The organism is Streptomyces sp. A 4/2, assembly GCF_940670765.1.
In the GTDB taxonomy this organism is placed as follows: Bacteria; Actinomycetota; Actinomycetes; order Streptomycetales; family Streptomycetaceae; genus Streptomyces.
Genome location: NZ_CALNVW010000046.1, coordinates 108,325 through 129,829 on the forward strand (window position 1 = coordinate 108,325; position 21,505 = coordinate 129,829).

General features: G+C 70.1%; 26 protein-coding genes. 20 read left to right on the forward strand and 6 right to left on the reverse strand.

The genetic code is table 11. The annotated features are described in order from the left end of the window. Positions 1 to 63 precede the first annotated feature (63 nt). Positions 64 to 1,554, reverse strand: a complete 1,491-nt coding sequence (locus NBY69_RS31090; protein WP_250305239.1) for a hypothetical protein — start codon at positions 1,552 to 1,554, stop codon at positions 64 to 66. 49 nt (positions 1,555 to 1,603) lie between these two features. Further along, entirely contained in the window at positions 1,604 to 2,128 is a 525-nt protein-coding gene (locus NBY69_RS31095; RefSeq protein ID WP_250305240.1) for a hypothetical protein, read from the reverse strand. Positions 2,129 to 2,592: 464 nt separating this feature from the next. On the opposite strand from NBY69_RS31095, the gene NBY69_RS31100 reads away from it, so the two are divergent. From NBY69_RS31100 to NBY69_RS31125, 6 genes are all read left to right on the forward strand, one after another. Next, positions 2,593 to 3,051, forward strand: coding sequence for a hypothetical protein (locus NBY69_RS31100; RefSeq protein ID WP_250305242.1), 459 nt, complete (start codon positions 2,593 to 2,595; stop codon positions 3,049 to 3,051). Between the two features lie 69 nt (positions 3,052 to 3,120). After that, positions 3,121 to 3,333: a hypothetical protein gene (locus NBY69_RS31105; RefSeq protein WP_250305244.1), complete on the forward strand. Its 213-nt coding sequence runs from the start codon at positions 3,121 to 3,123 to the stop codon at positions 3,331 to 3,333. Between the two features lie 87 nt (positions 3,334 to 3,420). Further along, entirely contained in the window at positions 3,421 to 4,245 is an 825-nt protein-coding gene (locus NBY69_RS31110; RefSeq protein WP_250305247.1) for a hypothetical protein, read from the forward strand. A gap of 65 nt (positions 4,246 to 4,310) precedes the next feature. After that, the gene (locus NBY69_RS31115) at positions 4,311 to 5,051 is read left to right on the forward strand and encodes a hypothetical protein (protein WP_250305248.1); all 741 of its coding nucleotides are present in this window, start codon (positions 4,311 to 4,313) and stop codon (positions 5,049 to 5,051) included. Between the two features lie 65 nt (positions 5,052 to 5,116). Continuing rightward, positions 5,117 to 5,746 (forward strand): hypothetical protein, encoded by a 630-nt coding sequence (locus NBY69_RS31120; RefSeq protein WP_250305249.1) that lies wholly within the window; start codon positions 5,117 to 5,119, stop codon positions 5,744 to 5,746. A gap of 239 nt (positions 5,747 to 5,985) precedes the next feature. After that, positions 5,986 to 6,621: a hypothetical protein gene (locus NBY69_RS31125; protein ID WP_250305251.1), complete on the forward strand. Its 636-nt coding sequence runs from the start codon at positions 5,986 to 5,988 to the stop codon at positions 6,619 to 6,621. A gap of 56 nt (positions 6,622 to 6,677) precedes the next feature. Here NBY69_RS31125 and NBY69_RS31130 read toward each other — a convergent pair whose 3' ends face one another. Continuing rightward, the gene (locus NBY69_RS31130) at positions 6,678 to 6,986 is read right to left on the reverse strand and encodes a DUF397 domain-containing protein (RefSeq protein WP_250305252.1); all 309 of its coding nucleotides are present in this window, start codon (positions 6,984 to 6,986) and stop codon (positions 6,678 to 6,680) included. Next, on the reverse strand, positions 6,983 to 7,888 hold the full coding sequence (locus tag NBY69_RS31135; RefSeq protein ID WP_250305253.1) for a DUF5753 domain-containing protein: 906 nt from the start codon (positions 7,886 to 7,888) through the stop codon (positions 6,983 to 6,985). Before NBY69_RS31135 ends, NBY69_RS31130 begins: the two co-directional genes overlap by 4 nt. A 192-nt stretch (positions 7,889 to 8,080) precedes the next feature. Between NBY69_RS31135 and NBY69_RS31140 the strand changes: the two genes are divergently transcribed. From NBY69_RS31140 to NBY69_RS31160, 5 genes are read left to right on the forward strand one after another with little or no spacing between them, the layout of a single operon-like run. Continuing rightward, complete coding sequence (locus tag NBY69_RS31140) at positions 8,081 to 9,577, forward strand: hypothetical protein (RefSeq protein ID WP_250305256.1); 1,497 nt, start codon at positions 8,081 to 8,083, stop codon at positions 9,575 to 9,577. A gap of 38 nt (positions 9,578 to 9,615) precedes the next feature. Then, positions 9,616 to 10,617, forward strand: a complete 1,002-nt coding sequence (locus NBY69_RS31145; RefSeq protein ID WP_284349789.1) for an asparaginase — start codon at positions 9,616 to 9,618, stop codon at positions 10,615 to 10,617. Between the two features lie 35 nt (positions 10,618 to 10,652). Further along, on the forward strand, positions 10,653 to 11,132 hold the full coding sequence (locus tag NBY69_RS31150) for a PPC domain-containing DNA-binding protein (RefSeq protein WP_250305258.1): 480 nt from the start codon (positions 10,653 to 10,655) through the stop codon (positions 11,130 to 11,132). Positions 11,133 to 11,144: 12 nt separating this feature from the next. After that, the gene (locus NBY69_RS31155) at positions 11,145 to 12,413 is read left to right on the forward strand and encodes a hypothetical protein (protein WP_250305259.1); all 1,269 of its coding nucleotides are present in this window, start codon (positions 11,145 to 11,147) and stop codon (positions 12,411 to 12,413) included. Further along, positions 12,410 to 12,922, forward strand: coding sequence for an NUDIX hydrolase (locus tag NBY69_RS31160; protein ID WP_250305260.1), 513 nt, complete (start codon positions 12,410 to 12,412; stop codon positions 12,920 to 12,922). Before NBY69_RS31155 ends, NBY69_RS31160 begins: the two co-directional genes overlap by 4 nt. On the opposite strand, the gene NBY69_RS31165 is transcribed toward NBY69_RS31160, so the two are convergent. Beyond that, a complete protein-coding gene (locus NBY69_RS31165; RefSeq protein WP_284349792.1) occupies positions 12,895 to 13,962 on the reverse strand; it encodes an aldo/keto reductase in 1,068 nt (355 codons plus the stop codon). The genes NBY69_RS31160 and NBY69_RS31165 overlap by 28 nt on opposite strands. Beyond that, positions 13,962 to 14,414, reverse strand: a complete 453-nt coding sequence (locus NBY69_RS31170; RefSeq protein WP_250305262.1) for an ATP-binding protein — start codon at positions 14,412 to 14,414, stop codon at positions 13,962 to 13,964. Before NBY69_RS31170 ends, NBY69_RS31165 begins: the two co-directional genes overlap by 1 nt. 1,108 nt (positions 14,415 to 15,522) lie before the next feature. On the opposite strand from NBY69_RS31170, the gene NBY69_RS31175 reads away from it, so the two are divergent. The 9 genes from NBY69_RS31175 (at position 15,523) to NBY69_RS31215 (ending at position 21,466) form a co-directional block, all read left to right on the forward strand. Beyond that, complete coding sequence (locus tag NBY69_RS31175; RefSeq protein WP_070201760.1) at positions 15,523 to 15,723, forward strand: DUF5999 family protein; 201 nt, start codon at positions 15,523 to 15,525, stop codon at positions 15,721 to 15,723. A gap of 218 nt (positions 15,724 to 15,941) precedes the next feature. Then, complete coding sequence (locus NBY69_RS31180) at positions 15,942 to 16,400, forward strand: hypothetical protein (RefSeq protein ID WP_250305264.1); 459 nt, start codon at positions 15,942 to 15,944, stop codon at positions 16,398 to 16,400. Continuing rightward, positions 16,397 to 16,906 (forward strand): DUF6302 family protein, encoded by a 510-nt coding sequence (locus NBY69_RS31185; RefSeq protein WP_250305266.1) that lies wholly within the window; start codon positions 16,397 to 16,399, stop codon positions 16,904 to 16,906. The genes NBY69_RS31180 and NBY69_RS31185 overlap by 4 nt, the downstream gene beginning before the upstream one ends. A gap of 95 nt (positions 16,907 to 17,001) precedes the next feature. Further along, the gene (locus tag NBY69_RS31190; RefSeq protein ID WP_250305267.1) at positions 17,002 to 17,439 is read left to right on the forward strand and encodes a hypothetical protein; all 438 of its coding nucleotides are present in this window, start codon (positions 17,002 to 17,004) and stop codon (positions 17,437 to 17,439) included. A 99-nt stretch (positions 17,440 to 17,538) separates the two neighbouring features. Continuing rightward, complete coding sequence (locus NBY69_RS31195; RefSeq protein ID WP_250305268.1) at positions 17,539 to 17,682, forward strand: hypothetical protein; 144 nt, start codon at positions 17,539 to 17,541, stop codon at positions 17,680 to 17,682. A 31-nt stretch (positions 17,683 to 17,713) separates the two neighbouring features. Continuing rightward, positions 17,714 to 18,637, forward strand: coding sequence for a Scr1 family TA system antitoxin-like transcriptional regulator (locus tag NBY69_RS31200; RefSeq protein WP_250305269.1), 924 nt, complete (start codon positions 17,714 to 17,716; stop codon positions 18,635 to 18,637). Beyond that, complete coding sequence (locus tag NBY69_RS31205) at positions 18,634 to 18,822, forward strand: hypothetical protein (protein ID WP_250305271.1); 189 nt, start codon at positions 18,634 to 18,636, stop codon at positions 18,820 to 18,822. The genes NBY69_RS31200 and NBY69_RS31205 overlap by 4 nt, the downstream gene beginning before the upstream one ends. Next, complete coding sequence (locus tag NBY69_RS31210) at positions 18,819 to 19,607, forward strand: SAM-dependent methyltransferase (RefSeq protein WP_250305273.1); 789 nt, start codon at positions 18,819 to 18,821, stop codon at positions 19,605 to 19,607. Before NBY69_RS31205 ends, NBY69_RS31210 begins: the two co-directional genes overlap by 4 nt. Beyond that, positions 19,604 to 21,466: a glycoside hydrolase family 15 protein gene (locus tag NBY69_RS31215; protein WP_250305274.1), complete on the forward strand. Its 1,863-nt coding sequence runs from the start codon at positions 19,604 to 19,606 to the stop codon at positions 21,464 to 21,466. Before NBY69_RS31210 ends, NBY69_RS31215 begins: the two co-directional genes overlap by 4 nt. Positions 21,467 to 21,505: the final 39 nt, after the last annotated feature.

Sequence of the window (21,505 nt, forward strand, 5' to 3'; positions counted from 1 at the left end):
CGGCCCCGTCCCCGGCGCGGTGGCCGGGGGCGGGGGCGGGGGCGGGAGCGGGAGCGGGCCGGGCTATGCGCCGGTGGCGGCCCGCTTGACTCCCCCGCGTCGGCCGAGGCCGTAGACGACCCGGTAGACGTCGGGCATGTCGAGCTGCCCGCTGGTACGGCGGCTCATCACCCCGGCGTCGATCAGCTCCTCCAGCAGCTGCGGGAGGCTGGCGGGGCTGCGCGGGCCGGTCCGGGACCGGCCTGTGCCGCTCCCGGCCTCCCGCGCCGATTCCTGGAGCCGCTCGGCCAGGCTGCTCTGCTGCCACAGGCCGAAGACGTCCTCTTCCCAGATCGGGACCTGCTGCCCGGCCAGCGGCTCCATGGCGAGGCGGACCCACGGCAGCGCCTGGTGAAGCTCCGTGGCCCGCGCCCCGCAGCGCACACTGCGACGGAAATCGTCGTGGTGCAGCGGCCGGTCGTGTCCGGGGTGGTTGCGGCCGGTGTCCTCAAGGGCGGTGGCCAGCGCGGTGAGGAAGGGACGCGGGGTGATCGCTCCCAGCGCGTCCTGAAGGTGGTTGGGCAGGCAGTTGTAGGTGTAGCCCGTGCGGGCGTTGGCGCCCATGAACCGGCCGGCGAGGGTGGTGAAGAACTCCTCCTGCGTCTTCGGGTCGCCGCTCAGCCCGGAGGGTGCGAGGTACCGGCCGTCCTGGCTCTGCTCCCAGGTGTGCCAGGCCGCGCGGAAGGCGGCGGCCTGCGCGCTGTCGTGGTTGCCCAGGAGGTGGATGAACAGGCCGTACAAGTCGGTCCTGCCGGTGCGGCCGAGGTAGTCGGACCGGCCCCAGGAGAGGTCGGCGGCACGGCCGGTCAGGAACCCGCGGTCCGGGCGCGGGACACCGGCCAGGGCTCCGTCCAGCATGTCCGGGCGGATGAAGACCTTCGCGCGCAGCCGGGTGGTGCGGCGGGAGAGGGTGACGGCGAGGTTGAGCATGCCGGAGGCGAGGTGCTCGGCCAGCGCGCGGTCGGGGTGGAGCTGGTCCAGGGCGTCGAACAGGACGAGCCGCACGGTGTCGGTGGTCCGCGCGGCGGCTTCGAACTCGGCCAGGGACCGCTCGGTGGCCCCGGGGTTGCGGGTCAGCCAGTCGACGCGCTCGGTCCAGGTGGTGAGGGCGGCCAGGTCCGGCACGCCGAGCGCGGTCAGCGCGACGGCACTCCACAGGACGGTCGGCTGCACACCCCACCCCGTCAGGGCACGCAGTTCCCCTGCGGTCGGCTGGCCGGTGTCCGGGCGCGCCCCGAACGCGGTGACCGCCTCCGTCCGCTCCAGTCTGGGCATGCGGTACTCCCGCGCGGCGATGGTGCGCAGCTGCGGGTCCGTCAGGGCCCTGGCCCAGAACGTCTTGCCCTCGCCCGGCCCTCCGCGGACGACGGTGCTCTCCAGGTACAGAGCCGGGCGGTGGACGCCCGGGGTGTACATCAGCGGAGCCGGGAGGGTGAGGGCGTCGGTGGCGAGCGCGGCCGAGAGCGCGTCGTGCAGCAGTGTCCGGAGTTCTACGATCGGGAGAGTGAGGGACATCGGGGCCTTCCAAGGTGGGTTCCGTGGGTCGGTCTTCGTTCCGTTCCGGTCACCACCAGTGCCGGAACAGGAAGTCGCCGCGCGGGATTTCGCCGCGACGGATGAGATCGGCCAGGACCAGTTTCAGCGACGGTGAGAAAGCGCGATCGGCGAAGAATCGGTCCTCGAACACGGCGTTCTCAAGGTCTTGCGTTTCAGGCGGGTTCGCCTCGACAGTGGCTGGCGTGTTCTCGTCAGCGATGCGGATGCTCAGCCAGTAGTCCAGCTCAGTCATGCCGGTCTTGACGACGCTCTCGCGGGTACGGGAGTCCCAGCCCAGATACACCTCGGTGTCGTCGAACGCTTCGAGTGCTTCCAGGTAGTCCTCGTCGGAGGTGAGTTCGTACCGCTTCTCGCTGTCATTGCGGATGTGCTCGTCGTCCCGCTGACATCCGCGCAGCGAGCTGTACGGCTTGCCGTAGACGCGCTCGGCAATGGCTCCGATCGGGATGTAGCCGTTCTCGGCGGTCGCATAATCAGCGTGTGGCTCCAGCACGTAGATGCTGTAGGACGTGTATTCGGGTACATCGGGCATGACGGATCTTCCTCATGGGTGGGGAGTGCGTGATTGCCGGGAGGAGCCCGTGCAACTCGGGAGCTGTTCCTCCCCAAACATAAGGCAACTCATAGAGTTAAGCAACCTGCGTGATGCCCCGGCTCCTCCCTTGCCGTCGACGACCGCCCCGCACGCCGGGAAGCGACACCGGCGGCCAGCGCCGCGCCGGACACTGTAACCGCAGCGCCCGTACGCACTCGCCGCCGCCGACCGAGCGCAGCGCCACTGGCCAAACGGGAGGCCGGCCGCACAGCGTGCCGCCGGCTGGGCGCGGCGAGGACCCGAGGGGAGGCGGGCCTCGACATCGAGAATATTGCTTAACTCCCTGAGTCTCTGTATTGTTTGGAGTGTCGCCGGGTGAACGAGTGCCCCATCCGGGCCCGGGCCGTGCGACTCCCGCCCCTCCGCTGCGCCTTCTGGCCCGCCCACTTCTGGAGGCATCCGTGCCCGAGACCGTCCGCCGCCCGGCTCACGCTGGCCGGACCCCATCCAGCCGCTGGTGGCGCTGGAGCATCCTGTGCGCCGCGCCCAGCGTCGCTGTCGCCCTCGGCAGCTCCTGGCTCTACGAGCCGCACACCGCCGCCGACGCCCTGATGGCCGCCACCCTCTCCAGCGTCGCGGTCTACGTCTTCGCCACCACCATGCCGCTGCGCCGCCGCACCACCACATACCCGGTGCGCCAGGCCACCCTGGCCATCGCCGAAGCAGACCCCGACCCCGACGGCGGCAGCCCCAGCGACACCTACGAGCTGCGGGTCTACGGCGTCAGCGTGCTGGTACGACTCCGCCAGCACTGGAAGGGCGAACACCTGGTCCCGTACGTGCACATCGACCACGAGGCCGACCGGCCACGGCTCCTGCTCGTCGAGATCGACAACAAGGGCGAGACCGAACACCGCTGAACCCGACCCGCCACCGCGCCCGCGGCCGGGCCGCCCGCAGCGCCCGGCCGCCTCACCGAAGGAGCAGACGTGCAGCCTGAGTTCACCTCCGGAGACCGCATCAAGGTCGTCCTGTGCACCGACGAGCACGACCCCGTCCCCGCTGGGGCGACCGGCACCGTCACCCACTGGAATCCCCGCCCGCTCCTCCGGCAGCTCGGCGTCGCCTGGGACGCCCCGCACGACCACCGCCGCCTGATGCTGACCCTCACCGACGGCGGCGACCGCGTCACCCGCATCTGATCCGCCCCGCTGCCGGGCGGCCCGAGTCCGCCCGGCAGCACCCCGCCCGTCCGTCCGATCACCCCGAACCCCTTGAGAGACGCTCCCATGCCCGCGAACACCCCCGCTCCCGCAGCCCTTGCCGAGGTCCGCGCCGCAATCGACCTCGAGTCCGAGTACGTCGTCCACTTCCGCGACGGGAACACCTGGGTCCGACCCGAGTCCGCCGAGCACCGCCAGCTCCACGGCGTCGACGTCTGGCACACCGCGCGGCGCTCCGGCCGCTACGAAGCCGTTGTGCACCTCTTCGAGGAGGGCGTCCTCACCCTCACCAGCCCCAGCGCGGCCATGCGGTTCATCCCGACCGCGACCTACGAGGAGCGCTTCTGCTCGGCCGAGGACTGCGAGGAATCCACCGCGGACGGCGAAGGGTGGGAGGGGTTGTGCGGCAACTGCGCCGACCGCGCCGAACGCGAAGCAGAGACCGAGGCTGCCGACGCCGGCACCCCGCCGGGGCCGCCCGCGCTCCCGCCCTACACCACCGCCGATCTTCGCCACGCCGCCGCCACCGTCCACCACATGCTCCTGCTCGCCCTCGACTCCCAGTCCGGCGTCGGCGAGAGCCTCTGCGACCAGCCGATCCCCCACACCGCAGACACCGACGAGCCGCGCACCTGGCAGTCCCTCGGCGACGAGGCGGCCAGCACCGCCTACAACGCTGTGGGGAAGCTCCTCGACAAAGCACCCGACCTCGCCGGATGGGCCGTCGGGCTGGCCACCGAAGACCTGGTCCCCGAGCCCGAGCCCCTCACCCGGTGGAAGGACGACGAAGCCACCGTCCGCGTCCACCTCGCCTTCGCGGACCACGTCCCCGCCGACCGGCGCGCCGCGATCTACGACGCGCTGCGCCTGGTCCTGCGTTCCGACCTCTGACCCCCGCCGGCCCGCGGCCGCCCTCACACCTCGGACCCCGACCTCCGTGAACACACCCGAGCACCGTGTCCCACTCCCCGGCGACCCGCTCCCGCGAGACCAGTTACCCGTCCCGCGCTCTTCCCGCCGCTGCCCAGCTCCACCAGAGCGCCGACGACGAGCACGGGAAGGGGGCGGCAACGGCGCCCCGGCGCGTCCCGTCGCCCCCGCCCCGTCACCAGCCCGCACCCACCACCCTGGAGACCTCCGTGACCACCCCCCATCCCCTGCCGGACCAGTGGGCGATCAACGTCCACCCCGTCGCCAACCTGGTGATCCTCACCCTCCTCGACGCCGACGGGGCGCACCGCGAAATCGGCTTCCACCCCCTCACCGCGCCCGGAACCGCGAAGCGCGCCGTCCACGCGCTGGCCGAGATCACCGACTCCGAACTCCGCGCCAGCGCACAGAAGCTGATCGGCAGCTTCTACCAGCGCACCGCCCAGGCCAAGGCCAACGCCGACGCCTTCGGCACCGCCGTCCCCGACCAGCAGCACCTCTTCGACCGGCTGCGCTCCGAACTCCCGGGCACCCCGGTCGACCTCGGCATCGACGACGAGGCGCTGACCATCGTGCTCAAGCTCACCGCCGCAGGGCCCACCGCCGGAGCACTGCTCGCCCTGATCGCCCGCTGGCCCGGCACCACCTCCCCCACCGGCTTGGCGTACGGCGTCACCCAGGACCTCGCCGACGACGGCACCCTGACCGTCACCTTCGACCAGCCACACGCCGAGAAGTTCCTCACCTGGTACCGCGACCAGCCCTGACCTCCGCGCAGGGCCCCGACCGCCAGCCCCGCACGAACACCACCAGCCCCCGAAGGAAGCACCACATGGAGAACTGGGAGAAGCGCACCGTCCTCATGCCGGCCGCACCCCTCGGCCTCTGCGCGGACAAGATGGCCGACGTCATGGCCACCGCCCTGGCCGCCATCGAGCAACGAGAAGGAGAACGCCGGGGCTGGGGCAAGCCCGCCCGGCTGTTCACCGTCCACCTGGCCGACCTCGACTCCCGCTCGATCGAACTGCGCGTAGTCCCGGCCCGGCTCTGGGGCGCCCAGGTCCGCAACCCCGCCGACGCGATCGCCCACACCGCCCGGCGCCTGCCTGCCGTGCCGCCCGCAGTGAAGCACCGCGCGTACGCCGACGCCCCCATGGCCGGCATCGCCGCGATGTTCGAAGGCTGGGGCCGGCCCGCCGACCGGGAGCCGACCGAACACGAGAAGCGCTCGAACGCGCAGGGCTGGCGCGTCAACCACCTCGCCCCCGACCGGATCGAGGCCCGTCTCGTCTACGCCGTGGACATCAACCAGGAGGAGTTCTACGTCCGACGCCGCCGCGGCCACCGGCCTCAGGTGCTCTCCACCGCACAGCACGACCAGACCACGGTGGGCACCGGGCTCGTCCCCCTCGGCCTGGGCCGGATCGCCCACGCGCTCCGCGACGGGCACCCCGTCTTCTGACCACCCCCTCCAGGCTGCTCCGGTTCCGCGACCGGAGCAGCCGCGGCCATCGGCGCAGATAGGCAGATCAGACCCCAAAGAGAATTGCTTAACACTATGAATATGGGGTAGGGTGTACTCATACCGGCCGTGACCACCCGGCCCTCCCCCGGCGCAGACCGCCCGGCGCGCCCCATCGCCCGGCCAGCATCCGCCGGACCCCGCCCGCCCTCTCGCCGGGCCGACAGAGAAGAGCGATCATGCAGTCCTGGGAGAAGCGCACCGTCCTCATGCCGAGCAAGCCCCTGGGCCTCTTCCAGGACGATCTCGCCGACGCCATGGCCACGGCGCTGCACGCCATCGAGGCGAGGGAGGGAGAACGGCGCGGGTGGGATCGGCCTGCCCGCCTGTTCACCGTGCACCTGGAAAGCGTCGACTCACGCTTGATCGAGCTGCGCATGGTCCCCACCCGGTCATGGAACGGCCGGGACATCAACCCCGCCGACGCACTCATCAACGTCGCCAGAAACCTCCCCCACCCCCCGGCTGACCTCCGGCGGCGCGAGTATGCCGACTCCCCCGTGGCTGGCGCGGCGCTGATGTTCGAAGGCTGGGCACGCCCCAACAACCGTGAGCCCACCGAGTACGAGCAGCGGGCGGCAGAACTGGGAATGAGGGTTAACCACCTCGCGCCGGACCGGGTCGAAACACGGTGCGTCTACGGCGTGGACATCAATCAGCAGCAGTTCCACGTCTTCCGCACCCGAGGCGGAGAGGCACGAGTGCACTCCAGCTCGGAAGCTGATGCAGACGGTTCAACTAAGGGGTCCGGGCGCATCCCGGACGCCTTGAATCGGATCGTCCACGCACTCCGCGAAGGTCACCACCTGTTCTAAGCATCCTCATACCACCGGGCCCGGATCCACTGCGGTCCGGGCCCGAAGGAACGGGATCACAGGTCGAGCAGGAAGTCGAAGTCCGTGTCCTTCGCGCCGAGCAGCCACGCCTTGGCCTCATCCGGGGTGAAGACCCCAGGCAGGCGATCGGGGTTCTGCGAATCGCCGATCAGGACGTATCCGTCCACGACGGCGATTCGAACGCAGTTTCCGCCGCCGCCGCTGTATTTGGAAACCGTCCATTCGACCGACGTCAGGTCGAACGAGGACGGGTCCGGCTTGCGGGTTCCGCCGCCGCTGTGCTTGGACACCGTCCATTCGACCGACGTCAGGTCGAACGAGGACGGGTCCGGCGTTTCTGTCACTGTTCTAGCTCCTTGATCCTTTTCTTGAGACGCCTGCGCGTCTCGTCGGGGTCCAGCGCTCGCTCCCACAAACTGGTGAAAGCCGCTGTGTAGCGCTGCACATCTTCTTCCCCGTCGAAGTACAGCGAACTGACCATCGTCTCCACCCACACGACCCGACGGGCAGCCTCGGGAAAACCCATGACGACGTAGGGGCCGGCAGACCCCGGGTGCAGCCCGATTGCCTCCGGCAGGACGCGGATAGTGTTCCGGGGGTCCTCAGACTCCTGGAGCATCCGCTCCAGTTGCCGTCGCGCCACCGCCGGGTCGTCCACGACGAGGTGGAGCGCACGCTCGTCCACGAGGGCACGCAGCTCCGCAAGTGCGCCTTCTCTCACCTGCTGCTGCCGGTCCATGCGGACATCGACGAGGGCCTTAACTTCGGAGCGACGCAGATCGGGCCGCATCAGGGCGATGACGAGGTAGGCGTACTCCTCGTTCTGATGGAGCCCAGGCCAGACATCCCGTTCGTAGTTCCACAGCAAGGCGGCCCGACGCTCCATCTTCAGGAAGCCCTCGAACTGCATGGGGCCGAGCAGGTGGGCATTGCGCCGCCACAACGCGGGGCGGGGCCGACCGGCGGGAGTGGTGTCGGCTCCCAAGAGGGCCAGAATCTCGGAGCTCTCAGCGGCATTGGCCTGGTAGACCTCAAGCAGGGCTTCGACGAGGTCGCGGGCGACACGTCGGCGCTGTCCGCGCTCCAGCCGGCTCAGCCCGCTGTTGTCGATCTTGATGCCCCGGCGGCGCAGCACTTCGCGACCTGCGACGTCTCCTTGGGTGAGACCGCGGCGTTCCCGCAACTCCTCAAGCCGCAGGCCGACTTCGCTGAGGGTCAGCGACCACGGCGTCTTCGCTTCTGGCATGGTGGCCAGTCTGACGGCTCGCCACGCCGCCTACAAGCAATATGGTCGAGCAATTTGCTCGACCATATTGCTAACGGCTCGCCTGAGGGAGCATCCTAGCGAGGGTCACGAAGTGTGCAGCCCCTGTCGCCATGCGTGGACGTAGGGTCGCTGCTCTGCTGCCCGTACACATCCAGGGGAAGGGCTGTCGCGATGAGTCCGACGCTGTTCAGCCTCCTGTTGAAAGAACAGAAGCTGACCACCTGGGAAGTGTTCTGCGTGCCTTACACCGCAACCGGGCGAAGGCTCGCCCAGGAGACCAACAACCGTCGTCTCGCCACGGTTGGCCTGGGGCGCACCACCTTCGACCGGTGGTCCTCCGGTACCTGGTTCGGCAGGCCCCGCGGTGAGGCAGCACAGATCCTGGAGCGGATGTTCGAACATCCCGTTGACGTGCTGTTTGCCCCTGCGCCCGACGTGGACGAGCCCCCGGTGGCCATGGGGTCAGTGGCGGCACAGGTCGGATCCCGCTGGCCCACCTCCAGCCTGCTGATCCCCGCTGGCGGCCCGGCCGGGACCTGGGAGATCACCGGGCGCCACCGTCTGGACGGGACGAGTGCCGCAGTACATCTTCTCCCCGTCACCAAGCACGGCGAAGAGGTAAACCCTGAGGCGCTGCACCAGGATGCCCAGCGTGACCTGGAGGGGTTCTTACGTCCGGCGCGCCGCGGGTTCCTCGTAGGGGTGGAGGAGCGTCTCGGCAACTTGGAGCTGTACGTCCGCGAAGCTGCATCCGCCCGCCGGGCAGCCCGCCCGGGGCCGCAGTCAACCGGAGCCCTGTCGATTCCCTCAGCCTATCTCCTGGACGACCTCACCTACGGCATCCTCTGGGCGCTCACGCAACTCGACGACGGTCTGCTGGCGGACGACCAGGTCCTCGACAGCGAGCGCCACATCATCAGCACCTACCTCTCCTTGCCGAGATCGGCCCCCAGCCAGTTCCTCGTCGACCTGAGCGCTGCGGGAAGCAGCTGGATGGGGTCTGCGTTCTGCGCCCAGCACATCGAGCAGGAACTGGCCGGGGCTTCAGTGGTGCCGATGTTCTGGACGCGCGAACAGAGCGGAGAGGAAGCGGCCCCTTGGCTGTTCTTCAAGCACAAACTCGACTACCTCCAGACGCTCACGCGCTTCCACAGCAGCTCAACGCAGACCGTGCGGGTCTTCTGCCTGCCTGAGAACGAAATCGCCCGCTCAGAGCGCTACGAGAGGGTCCTTCTGCTGTTGGCAATCGCTCTCATGGAGCGCCTCGGAATCCGGGTGCGGGTGATACCGAAGCCGGAGTACGCCGAGGTGGACGGCGTGGCCCTCGTACCCGGCCACCGAGCCGTCGTGGCGAACTGGGTGCGGGCTCCCGGCGGCGCACTCTGGGCCGCCGGCAGCACATCGGCCCGGGGCGACCTGCGTACATACGCCTCGGCGTTCGCCGACGCCCAGAGCAACGACGTCCTCGCGGGCTCCTCGGACCCGGCGGGCCGGCTGCGGATCCTCTCCGGCTACCTGGACCTGGACTGGGACTGGTTGACCTCCCGGTGCCGCTCGCTCGGCGAGTACGGTGTCGCAGGCCTCGTACGCCCGCGCAGTCGCCTGCTGACGGTGCAGGCCCTGGACGAAACCCTGCTCTTCCTCGGCAAGCTCACCTCCGACCGATGAGTCCTGTCCACGCTGTCCCCAGAGATGAAAGGCCCTTCGTGTCCCCCGCTGAGCAGCACCGCTCCGTTCTCGTCCTGGCCCTCGGTGGCACCATCGCCATGACCCCCACCACCTCGGCATCGGGCGTCGCACCCACGCTGACCGGTTCCGATCTGGTGGCCGCCGTGCCCGGTCTCCAGGGCACCGCGGTCAGCACGGAGGACTTCCGCAAGCTGCCCGGCGCGTCCCTGACGATCAGCGACATCGTCGACCTGGTGCACAGGTTGGAGCAGGCCGATCGTGAGGGCGTCGACGGGATCGTGGTCACCCAAGGCACCGACACCCTGGAAGAGACCGCGTTCCTGACCGACCTCTACTACCGGGGCAACGCACCGGTGGTCTTCACCGGCGCCATGCGAAGCGCCACGGCAGCGGGCGCTGACGGGCCGGCGAACATCCTTGCCGCCGTGCAGGCCGCCACCAGTGAGGGGGTGCGTGAAGCCGGCGTCTTCGTCGTCATGGGCGACGAGATCCATGCCGCCCGGTACGTCCGGAAGATGCACACGACCAGCCCGGCCGCCTTCACCTCCCCCGCAACGGGCCCTGTCGGTCACCTGGTGGAGGGAACGGTCCGGCTCCGGCATCCGCTGAAGCGCACCGCACCCGTGACGCTGCCCCTCACACCCGAGCCCACCCCGGTCGAGGTGGAGATCGTCACCGCGTCCCTCGGCAGCAGCGGGATCCTGCTGGAGGGGCTGGAGGGCCGGGTAACCGGCTTGGTCGTGGCTGCCTTCGGCGTCGGCCACGTACCCCAGACGTGGGTCCCCCGGCTGGCCTCCCTTGCCGAGGCCATGCCCGTCGTCCTCGCATCGCGCATCGGAACGGGGCCCGTACTCACCTCGACCTACGCCTTCCCCGGCTCCGAGAGCGACCTGCTGGCCCACGGCCTGATCGCCGCAGGCCCGCTCGACCCGTACAAGGCCCGCCTCGTCCTGGCCGCCCACCTGGCCGCGGGAACCCCCCGCAAGGCGATCACCAAGGCCTTCCTCGACTACGCCTGATCCCACAGCAACGATCACGAAGGACGTCCTTGCCCATGCGCTTCGCCCAGGTCCGTACCGGCCGGCAGTTCGTACTCGCCCTCGATCACGGAGAGAGCTTCCTCGAAGGGCTCGCGAAGTTCTGCGAGGAGCAGGACATCCGGTCCGGCTACATCCCCACCTTCGTCGGCGGGTTTCGCTCGGCGCGGCTCGTGGGTTCCTGTGAGCCGCTCGCCGACCCCGAGGCCCCGCTGTGGGAGGAGATCACGGTCGAGACGCTCGAGGCGCTCGGCGGCGGGACGCTCGCCTGGGACCCGGACAAGGACTGCCTGGCGCCCCACATCCATGTCGCCGCCGGCATCAAGGGTGCGGGGGCCGAGGGACGGGTCTCTCACCTGCTCGGCGCGACCGTGCAGTTCATCTCCGAGATCCCCATCATTGAAGTCCTCAGCGACGCGGCGGGCCCGGCCCTGACACGGCGCCGGGACCCCTCCCTGTACGACGTCCCGCTCCTCGGCTTCGGCACAGGCCTCTGAGCGGGGGCGGCGATGCGCAGGGCGATCCTCTTCCCGAAGGCGGTCGCGGAGCGGCGCATGCACGTCTACGAGACGTTCACGGTGCACTTCCAGCGGGCTGCCAAGGCGGTGGCTCAGCTGGACGGCGACCCTTCTCTCGCCTCGGTGTACGTCTCCCGGTCCACCTGGGACCGGTGGATGGCCGGGGACATCAAAGGGCTCCCTCGCCACCCGACCTGCCGGGTCCTGGAGCACCTGCTCGACGAGTCGGCCGAGCGGCTGTTCGGTCCGGCCGAACCGGACGCCGGCGGTCGGACCGAACCCGAATCGGCGGCGAGAGGCGAGCGCCCGCCGGGAAGCGGCGAAGGGGCGCCGCACGTAGCTGCTCTGGAGTCGTTCCGGCTTGCCGACCGTCAGCTCGGTGGAGGCCACGTCTACCGGTCCGTGGTGCACTACCTCACCACCGTCGTCGCCCCGGGCCTCTTCGGCTCGACGGAGTCCGGCGAGGACGGCGAGGGAGTTTTCGGGGCCGCGGTCGTACTCACGGAGATGGCGGCGTGGATGGCTCACGATGCGGGTCGGGATGACCTGGCCTCCGGGCACTTCGACCGCGCACTCCGGCTGGCTCAGAGCCTGACCGACGTGACCGCGGGTGCGAACGTACTGGCAGGCATGAGCCACCTGGCCTTGCAGACCCAGCAGGTGGACATCGCGGCCGACTTGGCTCGCAGTGGTTTGGCGCGGCTTTCCGCCGGCCCACGGATCCCGGCCCTCTCGGCACGCCTTCACGCCATGGAGGCCCGGGCACTCGCCCGGCGCGATGAGGGGCGCGGTGCACGTCAGGCTCTCGACTCCGCACGCGACGCCTTGTCCCTCGCGGCCTCCGTTCCGATGTCGCCGTGGGTCGCCCCGTTCGACGAAGCGGCCCTGGCCAGTGAGGCGGCCTCCGCGTTGCTGGATCTCGGCGCGCTTGGCGTCGCGGCTGAGGAAGCCGCGCGTGCACTGGCGCTGCGTGACGCGAGCCGGGTGCGGAGCCGGGCGTTCGGGCAGGTCACGCTTGCGCGGGTCTTGCTGGCTCAAGATCATGTCGACGCAGCGTGCCAGGTCGGCGTGGAGTTGCTGACCGCCGGCCAGTCCGTGACGTCGCTGCGGCTGAGCAGCCAACTCGCGCTTCTGCAGAGCGATTTCGAACGTCATCGCCAGGTTCCGGAGGTCGGTGACCTGCTCTCGCGGATGGCCGCAGCTGCTCGGCACCGTAGATTGCTGCTCGGCAGTCTCGCCCTCCCGGAAGGTCCTCAGTGAACGATGTACCCAGGCCAGGAGAGCCGGGCCGCGACGCCTACCTGGCTGAAGGGAACGCCAAGCAGGCCCGGAAGAGGGCGGCCGCCGATGCCCTGGTGCGGGACGAGGAAGGCCGGCTGCTCTTGGTGAACCCGACCTACAAGGAAGGCTGGGACCTGCCCGGGGGTATGGCTGAGGCGAACGAACCTCCGGATGAAGCACTTCGCCGCGAGCTCCGTGAGGAGCTCGGTCTGAGCATCACCAGCCTGCATTTCCTGTGCGTCGACTGGGTCGAACCGCATGGCCCGTGGGACGACTACCTCGGCTTCGTCTTCGACGCCGGGGTGCTTCCGCCCGGACAGGCCGCCGAGCTGAAGTCCTGCGACGAGGAGATCTCCGAGCACGGCTTCTTCGACGTGCCCAAGGCGCTGCAACTACTGCCGGCCCGGCAGCGAGCCCGGGCGGAACAGGCTCTGCAGGCGCTGAACGACGGGATCCCGCGCTACCTCCGCAACGGTGTGTCCGGCTGAGCCGGAAATGCCCCACGTCCAGCCGGGTCGGTCGTCTCTACGATCACTGTGCGAGCTTCGGGAAGGCGCATCGCGTTCCGGATGAGCTGGAAGACCTCCTCGATCACCGCCAGGTCAGTGGCGCACAGGGGCCCGTCGAGACAGTCGAAGTACCGGCTGACCTCTGTCCGGTCGCCCACGCCGACGGCCACCACGGCGTTCTGCGCCTGGTGGAGGATGAACCGCAGGGCGACTCGGAGCCGGGCATCGGCCGAGGGGCCGAACCGGTCGGCCAAGACGGCCAGGCTGCGGTCGATTGCTGCGGTCTGCTCTTTCGCCTGGTCCGTCGCCCGGGTCTCCATACGTGGGCGCCTGCCGGCGAGGATGCCGTTGGCCAGTGGAGAGGCGATCAGCAAGCCGACGCCGTGGCGGTCAGTGAAGGTTCCCAGGTCCTCGCCGTCACCGATGTCCGGCAGCGGGAGCAGCCCGTTCGCCCGTGTCCAGACGACGTCGGGGCGGATCTCGTCGAAGAGCTCCAGGAAGCGGCGAACGTAGCGGTGGGAGGAACAGCCGTCCGGGCCTCGCAGGCCGATGGCTCGTATCTGGCCGAGATCCCGAAGGGTCCGCATTTGCTCGACGACGGGGGCGAGGTAGCGATCGCCGTTGCCGAAGTCGTACGACTCCAGTGTGTAGACGGCGAGTTCGGCGAGGTACAGATTCTCCAGCGTCTGTTCGAGCTGATGGCGCACACGCGGGCCGGCGTACGGGTGAGGAGCAGAACCCAGCACACGGCCCACGGTGCTGGACACCTGCACCCTGTGGCCCCGGTTCTCTTTGAGGATCTTGCCGACGAGCCGCTCGGCGTGCCCGTGAAGATGGCTGTCCGCCGTGTCGACGAGTTCCACGCCTGACTCCACGGCGCAGCGCAGGCCGTCGAGGAGCTTCTCGTCGTCCGGCCGGCTCGTGCCCACGGACCACCGTGAGGTGCCCGTTCCGACACACAGGGGTTTCAAGAGCAAGCCCGGCGCCACGGGACGGCGGGGAAGATCGCGGGGCAGCATCAGTGCATGCCACCCGCTCGATAGAGGAAGACAGCGACGACTCGTTTCCCCGCCTCGTCGCTCTGCACACGCCAAGCACTGGCCAATTCGTTCACCAGAAACAGGCCTCTCCCGTTCACATCCTCATCGCCGGCCGGTGCCGACTCCCGGGGCACCGCGGCCGTGTCGCGGTCGCGGTCGCGGACCTGGACCACCATCCCCCACGGGTACAGGTCCAGGGAGACGTCGACAGCCTCCCCGGCGTGCGTGACCGCGTTGCCCACCAGCTCGTCGGCCACCAGGACCACGTCGTCCATGAACTCCGCCGGTGCCCGGGTGAGCGCACGACGGACTATGCCGCGAGCAGCGCTCTGCGGCGCGTCGAGGCCACGGAGGTCGAGCACGGCGTGCGTCAGCGGACGACCGAGGCTGCATTCCTGGTTCTCTTGCAAGGCGGTACTGGGACCAAGCACGGGGGTCACTCCTCGCTGCATTCACGATGCCCGGGGGGACGGACTGGCGAGTCCTGGTGAATACGGTCGCTGATGACGTGGCGCTGGCAACAGAGAAAGCCGACCCCACTTCTCCCCACTTCATCGCCGAGAAGGCGGCCTTCCGGGCATCAGCACGGGCCACGGAGGGCCGAATTCGCACACGCGCTCTGGCTCCGCATGGCCACTCCAGCACGACAGCCACCAGCGCGACGTCTCCCAGCACCCACCACAGCCGAAGGAACCGTTTCGAAGAGAGGCGTCAAAACCGACCCCTACCTGGCAGAACGTAGAAAATGGCGGCTCCATACCCCACAGACCCGCCAAGCGGGCGCATTATCACGGTACATAAAACACGGTCAAGCGATTCCGGCGAAGTGGGGTGAAGTGGGGTGGCGGGGGCGGCGCGACCGCCGGACCTGTCGCGCACGTCTCAACACACCAAAGAATGAACCCTTTTGACCATTTTGCCGATGGGATTGGCGCGGGGAGTCGGCAAGCAGAGACCACTCCGCAGCACCGAAGTGGGGAGAAGTGGGGGTGGCTTTTTGCTACCGGCAAGGCTCCCCAAGGGCAACGCTATTCACAGCTTCACGCGATCCCAGGAACACGCAATTCGGCTGCGCAGCCCCTGGGTGACGCACAGGTTCACAGCGGTGAACCCTGCTGCCGGGTCAGTGATGCACCGTTCACCAAAGGCTCGCAGGGCGCTGTCGCACCCCGCCCTACACACCCCAGAAGGGAGTAGTTGATGATGGCCCACCCCGCCGCCGAACGCCCCACGATCAAGGTCTTGGCCACGGCAGAGGCCACCGTCGACCACCCCAGGAACGGGGCGAGCTCCAGCGCACGGCACAGGCCCCCCGTGCACGCCCTGCGCTGCCTTGCCCTCGGGCTCCGCGCTTCAACCGGGAGTTGCCCGGTGCTGCCCCAGCACCGCGGCTCCCACAAGGCCGGAGCGAGGCACCCGGGCACGGCGCCCACGCCTCCCGGCTGCCGCGGCGAGGGACTCCCCCGCGGCAGCCGGTCATCCCTTTCATCGCCGCTCGAGTTCATGCCTCTCCAGCGCCGCTTCCCTCAAGGAATCGCCATGTGTCAGCACGCGCCCGCCTGCCCCTCCGCCGATGCCCCCGACCACGAGGCCGCCGTCCTGGTCTCGGCGCATCCCGATCAGGGATGGGCGCTCCGCTGCAACGGGGTACTGACGTTCGACGACACCGGTGAGCTGCTCCCCGACGGCACGATCATCGCCCCGCATCGGCCGGCCGCGATGGCGAGTGCAGCCGCATGACCGCTCGTCGGTACACACATGGTGGCCTCCCGGTGCCGGATGTGGCCGCGTGGAGCGCGGAGACGCCACGTGTGCCGGCCGTGGTTCGTCACCGGACCGGGCAAGGGATCGCTTTCGCGGACGAGGGCCCGTTCGACCGTGATGTGGACGGGGCGCTGTGGATCCGCCAGCCCATCGCTCGGGGATCCGGCCGTCCCCTGTTCCCCACCGTCCACGCCTTGCGTCAGCGTCGGGCCGTCAGCCGAATGCTGTGCCAGGTGTGCGGCGCCGACACCCTCGAGCAGGATCCGGAGCGGCAGTTGTTCGTCCTCAAGGACGTCGGCCGGCCGGTCGGAGAGGGAGAGCTGACCACCGCGGCCCCGGTCTGCCCCCCGTGTGCGCTGATCGCGGTCGAGCACTGCCCGCACCTGCGCAAGCACGTCGCGGCCTGGGTCGAACGGCCGCTGCCGTGGGGCGTCGCCGGAATCCCGTACGACAGGCACACCCTTCTGCCCGTCCCCGGCGACGACCTCACCAAGGTCGCCTACGACGATCCCGCCCTCCGCTGGATTGTGGCCACCCGTCAGGTGCTGTCCCTCAACGGCTGTACCGCCGTGTTCAAGGACTCCGGGTACCTCCTGCCGTCCGGTGTCGTCGACCCTCAGCGGCCGCTGCCGCGCGAGGCGGTGACGAGGTGACCCCCTTCCACTCGCGTGCCGAGCAGCTCCTGGGTGTGCAGCTTCTCGCCGCGACGGCCGCCCACGACTACGAGTACTGGAAGAGCCGGCTCGCGAACCCCGGCCTCTTGCTCGACGCGGTAGCCGTGGCTCTGTATCGGCTTCCGCTGCTGGCGGTCCCGGTGGGCACGGATCGCCGCGGCGGGTTCATGGACATGGCCGACCCGGGCTTCGCTGAAGCACTCGCCGACGCCCTGCGGGGACGTCCCGGCTTCGACCGGGTCACTGCCTCCGGGCAGGTCGTGCACTGGGGCGAGCCGATGCCGGAAGGCCTCGCCCCGGATGCCCGCCGCCGCTTCCAGGGCCTGCGGGAGGAGCCCAGGTACGGGCCCTGTATACGGCCCCCCGCCGGACACGGGGGGCGTGACTCAGGCGTGAGGAGCTGGCCTCTCGTGCCCGGGTCACCGCCCGAACGGCAGCCCGCCTCCCCCTGGGCTGTCGTCGCGGCCGGCGCCGCGCCCGCCTGACAGCCGCGGCGCGCTGTCCCCGCTCTGGTGCCGTGCCGGCCATCCCCGCCGCGGCGCGGCACCAGAGCCCCGATCACTCGCTGGAGACCAACCTCATGACCTTACGCAGTGACTACCTGTGGCACATCGCTCTCGGTGAGCAGCCGCCGACGAGGCTTCCCTCGGACCTGGCTTCGGTGCGGGTAGGCCTGGCGCTCGGCCTGCCCGCGATCGAGGCCCTCGTCGGGGAGGGCACGGGTGTCGGGCCGGTGAAGTACTGCCTGGCCCATCGCCAGCTCGTGGTGCCGGTGGAGGCCGAGACGGTTCACCGGTGGAGAGCCGCGCACTCCGACTGCGTCCCCTCGGCGGGGTCCCGGAGCTGTAGTGCGGGCGGCTACCGCGGCTGCATGGGCCTGTGGGTGACCCGCCCCGGCCCGGCCCGGACCGCGGTCACCCCGGCCGGCGCGCTGCACGAGGCACTCAGCCTCACCCGCGCCCGCCTGCGCACGGCTGGCACGCACTACCCCCGTCACCAGGAGGCCCGCTGTGCGTAGACCGGCGTCCGAGAGCAGCGCCTGGTGGTCGTGGCGGCCCGGCCGCGGTCACCTCCGCGTCCTGGCGTTCGCCCTCGCCGAATCCGTGCCGAGGCAGTGGTGACTGCCACCGGACTGGTCATCACCGGCCTGATCGTGCTGGTCATGGCCGTCCTGGTGCTCCTCGGCCCCCGGCTGACCGCTCGGCGGCCCCCGCCGGAGACGGATGACCCTGCTCCGTTCCCACCCCTCGACCTTCCCTGACCACCCGAACACCCACGCGAGGACCTTTCCCATGCTTCACGCTGTTCCGTCGCCGCCGGCTGAGGTGCCGCAGGCGCCCGCCCGGATCGTGGCGGGCCTCTACCTGCGGTGCCTGCGCGAAGCGCAGCACATCAGGCTGGAGCAAGCCGCCCGCGCTGTCGGGGTGTCCGAGCCGGCGGTCAGCCGGTGGGAGCGGGCCAAGTCCCCCATCCGGCTGGACGCGCTCGGCACGCTGCTGCGGCTCTACGGGGTGGCGGGCGACCACGCGAGATTCCTGGAGAGGAGTCTTCCGCCGCAGGGCTACAACCGCGGGAAGCATAAGGAGCAGGGTGGGGGCCGGCGCGCCCCGCACGACTGCTGGGTGGACGTGGCCCTCGACGAGGCGACGGCTCGTCACATCGCGGTGATGCGCTTGGCGAGCGAGGTCGTCCAGTACTGCCGGCAGGTGCCCGCCGGGCTGCGCACCGAGGGATACCAGCGGTTCGTGCTGGACCCGGAGGTGTGCATCGCCCCTGATGAGCCGGTGCTCGGGCTGCCGTCATGGGTGCACGACGTGGACTGGGCCGAGCGACAGCGGCGGACCGTGCTGCTGGACGAGACCGTGCTGGCCCAGGGACGCGGCGATCGCCCCGCGATGGTGGCCGACCAGTTGCGGCACCTGGCCCAGCTCGTGAGCCGGGAGAAATGCGAGGGGCAGGGCCTGACCATCCGCATCCTGCCGAAGGAACGGGTGCTGTTCATCCACACGGTGGGCGCGACCGCCGAGGTGACCCTCCACGAGCACCGCATGACGGTGGCCTTCGGTCTATCCCCCACCTACGAGACCGGCTCCGGCGCCGCGCGGATCATCAGCGCCGGACTGCGCGAGGCCGCCGACGCCGCGTGGAGCCGTGAAGCGACGTACGAGGCGCTCGTGAGCGCGGCCGAGGGCATGGAGCGGAGGGCCGCCTCATGATCGCCATCATTCGGCTCCTCGCAGTCCTGCTCGGCACCACACCGCCGGAGGAGCCCATGAGCAGGCTGCTCGCTCTCGATGAAGCCGCCTTCGCGAGCTGCGTCCGGGATCGGCGTTCCGAGAGCGCGGGTCGCAACGTCCCGGGCGTCGGGCACGGCCTTGCCCATGTGGGGGTGAGCGCATGACCTCGCTTCCCGACGGCTACTTCGAGCGACCGACTGTCCCTCGGGTGCAGGACCACCTCGACGGCGGCACCGACAACTACCGGCCCGACCGGGACTTCGCTCGTGACCTGATCACGGCGGCGCCGTGGCTGCCGGCCAGCGTGCGCGTCAACCGCGCACACGGCCCACGGGTCCTGACCTGCCTCACGCGGGAGTACGGCATCGACCAGGTCATCGACCTGGGATGCGGTCTGCCGCACGACGACAACCGCGACGTGCCCGACGAGGTGCGCCGCATGGTGTACGTCGACTCCGACCCCGGGGTGGATGCCCACGCGCGGATGGTTCTGGCCGAGCGGCACGGCACGGCGTCGTTGCGAGCGGATCTCGAGGACATGCCGGCCCTTCTGGCTGCCGGACCGATCGTGCAGCTCGACCGCGATCGTCCTATCGGGGTGCTGCTGCACGACGTCCTGCCGTGGATCGGCGACGAGACGGTGTACACCGTCCTGGCGGCGCTGAGGTCCTGGCTTCCGGCCGGCTCGGTGCTGTCCGTCACTCACGCCACCACGGACATGGCTCCCGAGGCGATGACCGCCCTCACCCGTCTCTACGAAGGGGCGGGCATCGGCTTCTGGCCCCGGTCCGGGCAGCAGATCCGCGATCTGCTCACCTCCTGGGCACCGCTGGAGACGGGCGAGCTGAGGACCACCGCCGCCTGGCGACGCCCCACGCACGTGCACTCGCGCTTCGACCACTCGCACGCCTACGCCATCATCGCTTCGCCTGGAGACCGCACCTCATGACCACTTCGCCGCCTCGCACTCACACCCCGGCCGTTCGCGCGCCGCGCATCGAGGACTACGCGCTCATCGGCGACATGCAGACCGCTGCTCTGGTCTGCCGGGACGGAAGCGTCGACTGGAACTGCCTGCCGCGCTTCGACTCGGCCGCGGTCTTCGCCGGCCTGCTCGGCACCGACGAGCACGGGTTCTGGCGGATGGCTCCCGCTGTCCCGGCCGGTGTGCCCGCGCCGTACGCGGACCGGTGCCGCTACGTGGGCGACAGCCTCCTCGTCGAGTCCGAGTGGGACACCAAGACGGGCACGGTCCGCGTCCTCGACTTCATGCCACCCCGGGACGGACACGGCCCGCAGCTGATCCGGATCGTCGAGGGCGTCAGGGGCACGGTGGACATGATCTCGACGCTCGCCCCGCGCTTCGGCTACGGCCGGCTGATGCCGTGGATCTCCGACAAGGACGCGCGGATGGCCGCGGTGTCCGGCCCGGACGCGCTGTGGTTCGACACGTCCTTGCAGGGTGAGGAGAAGGACGGCGCCGTCCACCACTCCTTCACCGTCGCGGCCGGCGCCCGGGTGGCCTTCGCCATGAGTTGGGCGCCATCCCACGCTCCCGCGCCCGAGGTTCCCGACGCCGAGGCGGCGCTGAGGGAGACCGCCGCCTTCTGGGAAACGTGGGCGGGCCAGCTCGTCTACGACGGCCCGCACCGTGATGCGGTCGTCCGGTCTCTGATCACGCTGAAGGCGCTCACGCATGCCCCCACCGGCGGGATCGTGGCCGCGCCGACGACCTCCCTGCCCGAAGACCTCGGAGGGGAGCGCAACTTCGACTACCGCTACGTATGGCTGCGGGACACGGCGGTCACGCTGTCCGCGCTGCTGCGGACGGGGTGCCGAGACGAGGCGGTCGCGTGGCGGCAGTGGCTGCTGCGCACGATCGGCGGCGACCCGGAGAACCTGCAGATCATGTACCGCCTCGACGGCCGCCGCGAGATGCCCGAGCGGGAGCTCAACTGGCTTCCCGGATACGAGAACTCCAGCCCGGTCCGGATCGGCAACGGCGCGGTGGACCAGTTGCAGCTGGACGTGCCCGGCGAGGTCATCGAGATGCTGGTCCTGGCGCACCAGCTCGGCGTTGCCCGATGCGAGAACACCGAGCGGTTGATGCTGCGGCTGGTCGACTACGTCCGCAAGCACTGGCGCTTGCCGGACGACTCGATCTGGGAGGTCCGCGGCGGCCGCCAGCACTTCACCTACTCCAAGGTCATGTGCTGGGTGGCCATCGACCGCGTGGTCGGCCTCGTCGAGCAGGGCGTGGTCGTCGCCGACCTGGAGGCCTTGGTGGCCCTGCGTGCAGAGATCCACGCTGAGGTGTGTGCACGGGCCTTCGACGAGAAGCGCAACACCTTCACGCAGTCGTACGGCTCCAAGGAGCTGGATGCCTCGCTCCTGCTCCTGCCACAGACCGGGTTCCTGCCGGCCGATGACCCGCGGGTGATCGGCACGGTCGACGCTGTCCGCAGGGAGCTCTCTCCCGACGGCGTCCTGGTCCACCGCTACCACACGGACGGCCGGCAGGTGGGCATGGACGGCTTCTCGGGGGACGAGGGCGCGTTCCTTCTGTGCTCGTTCTGGGCCGTCGACGCTCTGGCCCTCACCGGCCGACTGGACGAAGCCGAGGCCCTGTTCGAGCGGCTGCTGAGGCTGCGAAGTGACCTGGGCCTGCTCGCGGAGGAGTACGACCCGGCCACCGGGCGCCAGGTGGGGAACTTCCCGCAGGCGTACTCGATGCTCGGGCTGGCCAACAGCGCCGTCCGGCTGTACGAGCTGCGCAAGGTGGCGTCGGTGACGGTGATCGCCGCGTGAATGCACCGCAGAGCACCGCCTCCGGTACGGGCGCCCGGC

Bases quoted from the DNA above. Each gene is read 5' to 3' on its own strand.
- NBY69_RS31090 (WP_250305239.1), bottom strand. From the start codon at position 1,554: ATGTCCCTCACTCTCCCGATCGTAGAACTCCGGACACTGCTGCACGAC.
- NBY69_RS31095 (WP_250305240.1), bottom strand. From the start codon at position 2,128: ATGCCCGATGTACCCGAATACACGTCCTACAGCATCTACGTGCTGGAG.
- NBY69_RS31110 (WP_250305247.1), top strand. From the start codon at position 3,421: ATGCCCGCGAACACCCCCGCTCCCGCAGCCCTTGCCGAGGTCCGCGCC.
- NBY69_RS31120 (WP_250305249.1), top strand. From the start codon at position 5,117: ATGGAGAACTGGGAGAAGCGCACCGTCCTCATGCCGGCCGCACCCCTC.
- NBY69_RS31125 (WP_250305251.1), top strand. From the start codon at position 5,986: ATGCAGTCCTGGGAGAAGCGCACCGTCCTCATGCCGAGCAAGCCCCTG.
- NBY69_RS31135 (WP_250305253.1), bottom strand. From the start codon at position 7,888: ATGCCAGAAGCGAAGACGCCGTGGTCGCTGACCCTCAGCGAAGTCGGC.
- NBY69_RS31140 (WP_250305256.1), top strand. From the start codon at position 8,081: ATGAGTCCGACGCTGTTCAGCCTCCTGTTGAAAGAACAGAAGCTGACC.
- NBY69_RS31150 (WP_250305258.1), top strand. From the start codon at position 10,653: ATGCGCTTCGCCCAGGTCCGTACCGGCCGGCAGTTCGTACTCGCCCTC.
- NBY69_RS31155 (WP_250305259.1), top strand. From the start codon at position 11,145: ATGCGCAGGGCGATCCTCTTCCCGAAGGCGGTCGCGGAGCGGCGCATG.
- NBY69_RS31165 (WP_284349792.1), bottom strand. From the start codon at position 13,962: ATGCTGCCCCGCGATCTTCCCCGCCGTCCCGTGGCGCCGGGCTTGCTC.
- NBY69_RS31175 (WP_070201760.1), top strand. From the start codon at position 15,523: ATGTGTCAGCACGCGCCCGCCTGCCCCTCCGCCGATGCCCCCGACCAC.
- NBY69_RS31190 (WP_250305267.1), top strand. From the start codon at position 17,002: ATGACCTTACGCAGTGACTACCTGTGGCACATCGCTCTCGGTGAGCAG.
- NBY69_RS31200 (WP_250305269.1), top strand. From the start codon at position 17,714: ATGCTTCACGCTGTTCCGTCGCCGCCGGCTGAGGTGCCGCAGGCGCCC.
- NBY69_RS31205 (WP_250305271.1), top strand. From the start codon at position 18,634: ATGATCGCCATCATTCGGCTCCTCGCAGTCCTGCTCGGCACCACACCG.
- NBY69_RS31210 (WP_250305273.1), top strand. From the start codon at position 18,819: ATGACCTCGCTTCCCGACGGCTACTTCGAGCGACCGACTGTCCCTCGG.
- NBY69_RS31215 (WP_250305274.1), top strand. From the start codon at position 19,604: ATGACCACTTCGCCGCCTCGCACTCACACCCCGGCCGTTCGCGCGCCG.